This is a genomic window from Gammaproteobacteria bacterium (assembly GCA_019911805.1).
Taxonomy (GTDB): domain Bacteria; phylum Pseudomonadota; class Gammaproteobacteria; order Thiohalobacterales; family Thiohalobacteraceae; genus JAHJQQ01.
Genome location: JAIOJV010000124.1, coordinates 1 through 7,017 on the forward strand (window position 1 = coordinate 1; position 7,017 = coordinate 7,017).

Below are 7,017 nucleotides of genomic sequence, written 5' to 3' on the forward strand. Positions count from 1 at the left end.
CCCGCTGATCCTGCATCTGCTCGACGTCGCCGCCCGGAGTGCCTGCGCCACCCGCTCCCGCAGGTCGGCGGGTCCGATCACCTCCACCTCCGGGCCGTATTTCAGGATGTCCATCACCAATTCCTCCGGTCGGCCGTAGGGTACTTTCAGTTCGTAGCCGCCGTCGTCCAGGACGCGGCCTGCCTGCTGCGGGTGCCATTGTTCGTCCGCGACCCAGCGGGCGGCGGACGGGGTGAAGCGCAGCGTGGCGGTGGCGCTGGGTTCGCCCGCGAAGATGCCGTAGGCACCGGCGAAGTGGCGATCGAGTTCGTCGTCGGGGAATTCGCGGGCGGGTTCGGCCAGGGTTTCGACGGTGTGGAGGCGGTCGAGGGAGAAATGCCGGAAGGCCTCACGCAGGTGGCACCAGCTGTCCAGATACCAGTTGCTGCGGTAGTACACCAGCCGCTGGGGGGAGACGGTGCGCTCGGTGGTCGTGTCGCGTTCGCGCCCATGGTAGAGCAGGCGCAGGCGCCGGCGGGCCATGACGGCGGTGGCGAGGGTGCGGAAGACATCGAGGTCGGCAGGGCGCGCGGCGATCTGCAGCAGGCGGATGCGGCGGCCGAAGTCGGCATGGCCGGCATCGTGGTGGGCGAGCAGGGACTTCAGCCGGTCGCGGATTGGCGCGATATAGGGCGCGAACAGGCCGGGCTGGAGGGCGTCCAGGAGCTGGTGCGAGGTGAGCAGGGCGTAGAGTTCGTCGGGACGGAACCACAGCCCCGGCAGTTCGAAGCGGTCGCGCTCGGGGCCGGCGTACTGGAAGCCGTTGCGTTCGCGGTCGTATTCGATGGGGGCCCGGAGTTGGTCCCGCAGCTCGGCGATGGCGCGGCGGGCGGTGCGCTCCGAGCAATCCAGTTCCTCGCGTATGGCCGTCAGGGGTACGGGCAGGCGACGGCTGCGAAAGAGCGTGTGCAGGGTGTAGAGCCGCGTGAGTTTGTCCATCGCTCGAGCCGGCCAAGGCGCACCATCGTCCGGTGGCACGGGCCGTTCCCTCCCCTTGATGTTAAAACTGCAATGGCCACGGAATCACACAACAACGCAGCCTTGTGTGTGTTTCCGGGGCTGAAATTATTTTTCAGTCTGATGCGACTTTTTTTCGACCACTTTTAGTTTGTGGGTTAGAGTACCGCCGGCAGACGCGAAGTCAAACCACGACCCGGCCGGCTTGGCAGTCACCGGGTGGGCTGGTATAACACGCCCCTTTGTGGCCACCCCGCATCCCCATGTCCAAACCGCACGTCTACAATGCCTCGCTCGGGACCTTCGAGGAGCTGGTCATCCAGGCCTCGCACGAGCGGCCGGTGCTGGTCGACCTGTGGGCGGAGTGGTGTCCGCCCTGCCTGGTGATCGCGCCGATCCTGGAGAAGCTCGCCGCGGAGTTCGCGGGCAGGCTGGCGCTGGTGAAGGTCGAGGTCGACGACGGTGACAATATGAAGATCGCCGGACGTTACCGGGTGCGTGGTTTCCCCACTATTCTGTTGATCGAAGAAGGCGAGGAGCGCGGCCGGTTCGGCAGTGCGCGCCCGGCGCATTTCGTGCGCGAATTCATCGAGCAGCACAGTCGCCTGCTGGGCTGAGCGGCGCGCGTCCCCCCATCCATCGTTGCCGTTTGTCAGACCCCGCCGTGCGCTCCTCAGTACCGGGGCGGGTGGACCGCGCGCGACGGGTGCATTGCCAGAAATTTGTCGCGGCGTTACCATGCCCGCATGCCATAACAATAATTCAGCGTGGCGGTCGGCCGAACGGATGAAGGCGGGCGCCCCGCGGGCGGCGAGGTATGACACGTATCATCGCAGTGACCAGCGGTAAGAGTGGGGTTGGCAAGACCCACCTGAGCGTCAACCTGGCGCTCCAGTGCGCCCGGCGGGGCGTGCGCACCTGCCTGTTCGACGCCGATCTCGGTCTCGCCAACGTCAATCTGCTCCTCCGACTCAGCCCCAGGCACCAGCTCGGCGACGTCATCGCCGGGACCCATCATCTGCGCGACATCGTCATTCGCGACACCTTCGCCGTCGATATCATCCCCGGCAGCTCCGGCGTGGCGGAAATGGCCGACCTGGGCCCGGGGGCGCTGCGCCGCCTGGGCGGGGAGTTCCTCGCACTGGCCGACTACGATCTGATGGTGCTCGATACCTCGGCCGGGGCCGGACGCACCGAACTGGGTTTTCTGCGTGCCGCCCCGGAGGTCCTGCTGGTGGTCACGCCGGAACCCAGCGCGCTCACGGAAGCCTATGCGCTGGTGAAGCTGCTGCTGCACGACGGCTACGCGGGGCAATTGCGCGTGCTGGTGAATCTCGCCCAGTCCGAGCAGCAGGCGCAGCAGACCTACCGGAAATTTCGGGAGGTGGTGCGTGTCTATCAGGGCATCGAGCTGGAGCTGTTCGGCTGGGTGCCGGCCGATCCGCGGGTTGCGGAGGCGGCCCACCAGCAGCTGCCGGTGACGGTGCTCGATCCGGAGGGTCCGGCCGGCACCGCCATTCAGCACCTGGCGGAGCGGCTGCTGACCGGCCCGCCACCGACAACGGCGGCGGGCGGGATCGCCGCCTTCTGGGCGCGCATGACCGGTGAGGAGGTCGCGCCCGCGCCACCCACCGCCACTCCGCCTGTGACTGCCGCGCCCCCGGAATCCGGCCGACCAGTCGCCGAGCCAGCCGAGCAGCCAGCCGAGCAGCCAGCCGACCGGGTATCGCGCTTGTCGTCCGCGCCGCTCGCGGCCCGTGAGCACACGGTGGACGACCGCCTGACGCGCGTCGACGCGGCCCTCGAGGCCGTGATGGACGAGCTGCGGGCGCTGCGCGGCGGCACCCCGGAGGCTGCAGCGCCCGTGCCACCGTCGGTGCCGTCCATGCCGACACCACGGGGCGCGGCCGCCCCTGCACCCGTCGGGCGTCGGGCGGGCGAGGTGCGCGGTTCGGCTCAGGGGGTGCGCAATGCCTTGCGGCCGACCCCCATCGACAGCCTGCAGCTGCGCCGGGTGGTCGGGCGCATGCTCGCCAAGGCCGGTCGGGCCACGGCGGGCGACGCCCGCCTGCCGATCGAGGTCGAGCATGTACAGGTGGAGGCGGGCAACGATCTCAGCCTGCGTCCCGGGCGCTACACGCGGATCTCGCTGCACTGCGGCGGCATCGACTCACCCGATGAACTGGTCGAAGAGGTCTTCGCCCAGTGCGCCATCACCGGCTGCAAGATGCACCAGTTGGGTTCGCAGGCCCGCTACTGGCTGACGGTCGGGCGTGACGGCTGCATCGTGCTGGATAACCGCGAGGATGACGGCCAGTGTCTCGATGTGTATCTGGCCGCGGGTGGCAATGCCTTGATGGGCAGTGAGGATGACGGCGAGACTGCAACGCAGCGGATTGCGAGCGTACGCCGGGAGCGGGTGACCGATCGACCGGTGGAATCGGTGTCGGCGGCGCTGCTCGGCAGGTACCCCCATCAGCGTATCGCCCGCAGCGGCGGCATGGTGATCTATCAGATCCCACGGCGGGATCGGGAACCACTGCTGTGCGCATTCATCGGCGGGGACGCGCAGCCGGGGCAGCAGACCGTGCGGCGCGAGGGCTCGTCACCGAGCTGACGAGCGGGGCAGGGTGACGGTGCCCCACCGGGACCGCCCACCGCATCCGTTGCGGCGAGGCAGGCCCCGGCAGCGCGATCACTTCTTGATGTCGATCTTCGCGCTCTTGCGCAGTTCGGCGATATAGTCGTCGACGCGCTTGTTCTGCAGCTGCATCTGCAGCTGAGCTTTCTGGCTGTCGAACGTAGGCGGCGCCACGTCGCGCGTGTCTTCGAGCTGGATCACGTGCCAGCCGAACTGCGACTGCACCGGCTTCTTGGAAATCGCACCCTTCTTCATGCCGGCGACGGCATCGGCGAACGGCTTGACCATCTGGTTGCTGCCGAACCAGCCCAGATCACCGCCCTGCTGACCGCTGCCCGGGTCTTTCGACCGGGTCTTCGCGAGTTCGGCGAAATCGCCACCCTTGCCGAGGGTCTTGATGATGTCCTTGGCCTCGTCTTCGGTCTCGACCAGGATGTGACGGGCGTGGTACTCCTTGCCGCTGTGCCCCTTGACACTTTCGTCGTAGGCCTTTTTGAGTTCCTCCTCGCTGACCGGGTGCGCAGCGATATAGTCGCGCATGCTCACGCCGACCAGCAGGCTGCGACGCTGCCACTCCAGCTGTTTGACGACGTTGGGACGCTTATCGATGCCCTGCTTTTCGGCGTCCTGCACCGCGAGTTCGATGTCGACGAGTTCGTTCAGCGGGGTGGCGGGGTCTTGCGGCGGCGGGCCGCCGTTGCGCATGCGCTGCTGGGAATAGATATCCAGCATCTCCTGGGTGATGGGCTGGCCGTTGACGGTTGCGACTACGGCGTCGCCGTTCGATTGGGCGGCGGCAGTGTTCAGGCCCAGGCCGAGCAGCAGGGCCGCGAGTACCGGCGGGGCGAAGCGAATGTTCATGCAGTTCATTCCTTTTGTTGGGTTGGGCGCCGGAGATCGGCGCGGGTGGTACGCGGTCAGCCGGCGTCGGGCGCGTCGGCCTCGATGCTGAGGGCGTGGATGAGGTCGTTGCGCATGGCGTCGCCGAGCGCCGCATAGACCATGCGGTGACGCTCGATCGGCGACTTGCCAGCGAAGGCCGCGGCGTTGATGCGCACCCGGAAATGGCCGCCACCGGCGCGTGCGCCGGCATGACCGGCGTGCTTGGCGGAATCGTCCTGGATGTCCAGGTGGGTCGGGGCGAACGCGGCGGTCAGGCGTTCGCGGATCAGGTCCACACGGGTTGTACTCATCAGGGTAATACCTTCTTGAAGGGTTTCACGGTCACGCCGGCGTAGACGCCGGCCTCGAGATAGGGATCGGCATCCGCCCAGGTGCGGGCTGCCTGCAGGGATTCGAATTCCGCCACCACCAGGCTGCCGGTGAAGCCGGCGGGACCGGGGTCGTTGCTGTCGATGGCCGGGTGCGGGCCGGCCAGCACCAGGCGGCCGGCATCGCGCAGGGCCTCGAGGCGTGCGAGGTGCGCCGGGCGCGCGTCCTGGCGCCGCTGCAGACTGTCGTCGACATCGCGGCTGATGATGGCGTAGAGCATCATTTCTCCAGGTCGGGTCCGTCTTCGATGAAGCGCGCCAGTATCAGGCCCTGGGCGAGCACGAACACGAACGTCAGACCCATCAGTCCGAACAGCTTGAAGTTCACCCAGGTCTCTTCCGAGTAGTGATAGGCGACGTAGAGATTGACCACGCCCATGACGACGAAGAACACCACCCAGGCCAGATTCAGCCGGCGCCAGACGGCGCGCGTGGTCTGGATGGCGTGGCCCATCATGCGTTCGGCCAGCGATTTGGCGCCGATGAACTGGCTACCGAGGAACACCGCGGCGAACAGCCAGTAGGCGACCGTGGGCTTCCATTTGATGAAGACCGGATCCCGGAGCAGCAGGGTCGCACCACCGAACAGCACGATGATGGCGAGGGTGATCACGTGCATCTTCTCGACGCGGCGATGGCGCAGCCAGAACAGCGCGACCTGCAGCACCGTGGCGATGATGGCGGTGGCCGTCGCCACATAGATGCCATAGAGCTTGTAGGCGACGAAGAACAGCAGGATGGGAAAGAAGTCGTAGAGGAGTTTCATGCGGTCGGAGTGTCGGCGTTGTTCAGAAGGAGGCCCGGTGCAGTGTCCCAATCAGTTGACAAAAAAAAACCATTTCAGTTGCGGACGCGCATGGTACCGCACTTTGCCCGGCCGCCGCGACCGGGACGCGCAGCGCCGACGAGCCTGGGGTGAATGGTGTGTACTGAAACCGATACCTTGGAAAAATGGCCACGGAATTCCAGAACAATACGAAATGAATTCAACAGGTAAACTCAGGATCATCACTCAAGATCGAGCCTCCGGGTTTTATATTTAATGAGTCTTTTTCCGTGTTGTTCCGTGGATTCCGTGGCCAAGATAATGGTTTAAGCAAGTCCCATTAACCCTGACGTATCTATTGGAAGTGTCCGCCAGGGTGTCCGGCCCACTCATGCGCGCCGACCGGCGCTGATCGGGTACACTGTGCGGATGTCCTTGCATTACGACCTGCACACCCACTCGACCGCCTCGGATGGCAGCCTCGCCGCCGCCGAGCTGGTGCGCCGCGCCCATGCCGCCGGCATCGACGTGCTGGCGCTGACCGACCACGACAGCCTCGACGGGCTGGCCGAGGCGCGGGCGGCGGCGGCCGGGCTGCCGCTGCGCCTGGTCTGCGGCGTGGAGGTGTCGGTCACCTGGAGCGGCCTCACGGTACACATCGTCGGCCTGAACGTCGATCCGGAGAACGCCGCGCTGCGGGCCGGACTGGCCACATTGCAGGTCTTCCGCGACTGGCGCGCCGAGGAGATCGGGCGGCGTCTGGAGAAGGCCGGTATTCCGGGTGCGTATGCGGGTGCGCAGGGCTTCGCCCACGGCCGCATCCTGAGCCGCACACATTTCGCCCACTTCCTGGTGGCCTGCGGGCGCGCCCGCAGCCTGCGCGAGGTCTTCAAGAAGTTTCTGGTGCGCAACAAGCCCGGTTATGTGCCCGGCGAATGGGCGGAGTTGGCGCAGGCCGTCGACTGGATCCGTGGCGCCGGTGGCGAGGCGGTGCTGGCGCATCCGGCCCGCTATCCGCTGACCGGCACCAAACTGCGGCGGCTGCTGCAGGAGTTCAAGGCCTGCGGCGGCACGGCCCTGGAGGTGGTTTCGGGCAGCCACAGCCGTGACGATACCGAACGCATGGCCGGCATCGCGCGCGGTCTGCAGCTCAAGGCCTCGCGCGGTTCCGATTATCATGGCCCGGAAAACCCCTGGGTGGAACTCGGCCGGATCCCGCCGCTGCCCGAAGGCTGCGTCCCCGTCTGGCAGGACTGGGACCTGCCGCCGGCCGGCACTGCCTGACGATTCAACGCCCCCGACCCCCGAATCCCGAATCCCGACCCCCGAATCCCAGTTCCCGA

Annotated in this window: 8 protein-coding genes; 3 read left to right on the plus strand and 5 right to left on the minus strand. The window is 66.9% G+C overall.

Features of this window, described 5'->3' with window-relative positions; genetic code table 11:
* The coding region (locus K8I04_15435; GenBank protein ID MBZ0073108.1) for a YafY family transcriptional regulator at nucleotides 1-978 on the minus strand (978 nt) is incomplete at its 3' end.
* 281 nt (nucleotides 979-1,259) lie between these two features.
* Between K8I04_15435 and K8I04_15440 the strand changes: the two genes are divergently transcribed.
* Entirely contained in the window at nucleotides 1,260-1,613 is a 354-nt protein-coding gene (locus tag K8I04_15440) for a thioredoxin family protein (GenBank protein ID MBZ0073109.1), read from the plus strand.
* Between the two features lie 200 nt (nucleotides 1,614-1,813).
* Nucleotides 1,814-3,613 carry a P-loop NTPase gene (locus K8I04_15445; protein MBZ0073110.1) on the plus strand — a complete coding sequence of 600 codons (1,800 nt, stop codon included), beginning with the start codon at nucleotides 1,814-1,816 and terminating at the stop codon, nucleotides 3,611-3,613.
* Nucleotides 3,614-3,691: 78 nt separating this feature from the next.
* Here the strand turns inward: K8I04_15445 and K8I04_15450 are convergent, their stop codons facing one another.
* Genes K8I04_15450 through K8I04_15465 form a run of 4 tightly spaced genes read right to left on the minus strand, consistent with a single transcriptional unit; the run spans nucleotide 3,692 to nucleotide 5,674 of the window.
* Nucleotides 3,692-4,498, minus strand: a complete 807-nt coding sequence (locus K8I04_15450) for a peptidylprolyl isomerase (GenBank protein ID MBZ0073111.1) — start codon at nucleotides 4,496-4,498, stop codon at nucleotides 3,692-3,694.
* A gap of 56 nt (nucleotides 4,499-4,554) precedes the next feature.
* Complete coding sequence (locus K8I04_15455; GenBank protein ID MBZ0073112.1) at nucleotides 4,555-4,830, minus strand: BolA family transcriptional regulator; 276 nt, start codon at nucleotides 4,828-4,830, stop codon at nucleotides 4,555-4,557.
* On the minus strand, nucleotides 4,830-5,129 hold the full coding sequence (locus tag K8I04_15460; protein MBZ0073113.1) for a YciI family protein: 300 nt from the start codon (nucleotides 5,127-5,129) through the stop codon (nucleotides 4,830-4,832). Before K8I04_15460 ends, K8I04_15455 begins: the two co-directional genes overlap by 1 nt.
* A complete protein-coding gene (locus tag K8I04_15465; protein ID MBZ0073114.1) occupies nucleotides 5,129-5,674 on the minus strand; it encodes a septation protein A in 546 nt (181 codons plus the stop codon). Before K8I04_15465 ends, K8I04_15460 begins: the two co-directional genes overlap by 1 nt.
* A 429-nt stretch (nucleotides 5,675-6,103) precedes the next feature.
* Between K8I04_15465 and K8I04_15470 the strand changes: the two genes are divergently transcribed.
* Nucleotides 6,104-6,958 carry a PHP domain-containing protein gene (locus K8I04_15470; GenBank protein MBZ0073115.1) on the plus strand — a complete coding sequence of 285 codons (855 nt, stop codon included), beginning with the start codon at nucleotides 6,104-6,106 and terminating at the stop codon, nucleotides 6,956-6,958.
* The last annotated feature ends 59 nt before the right edge of the window (nucleotides 6,959-7,017 follow it).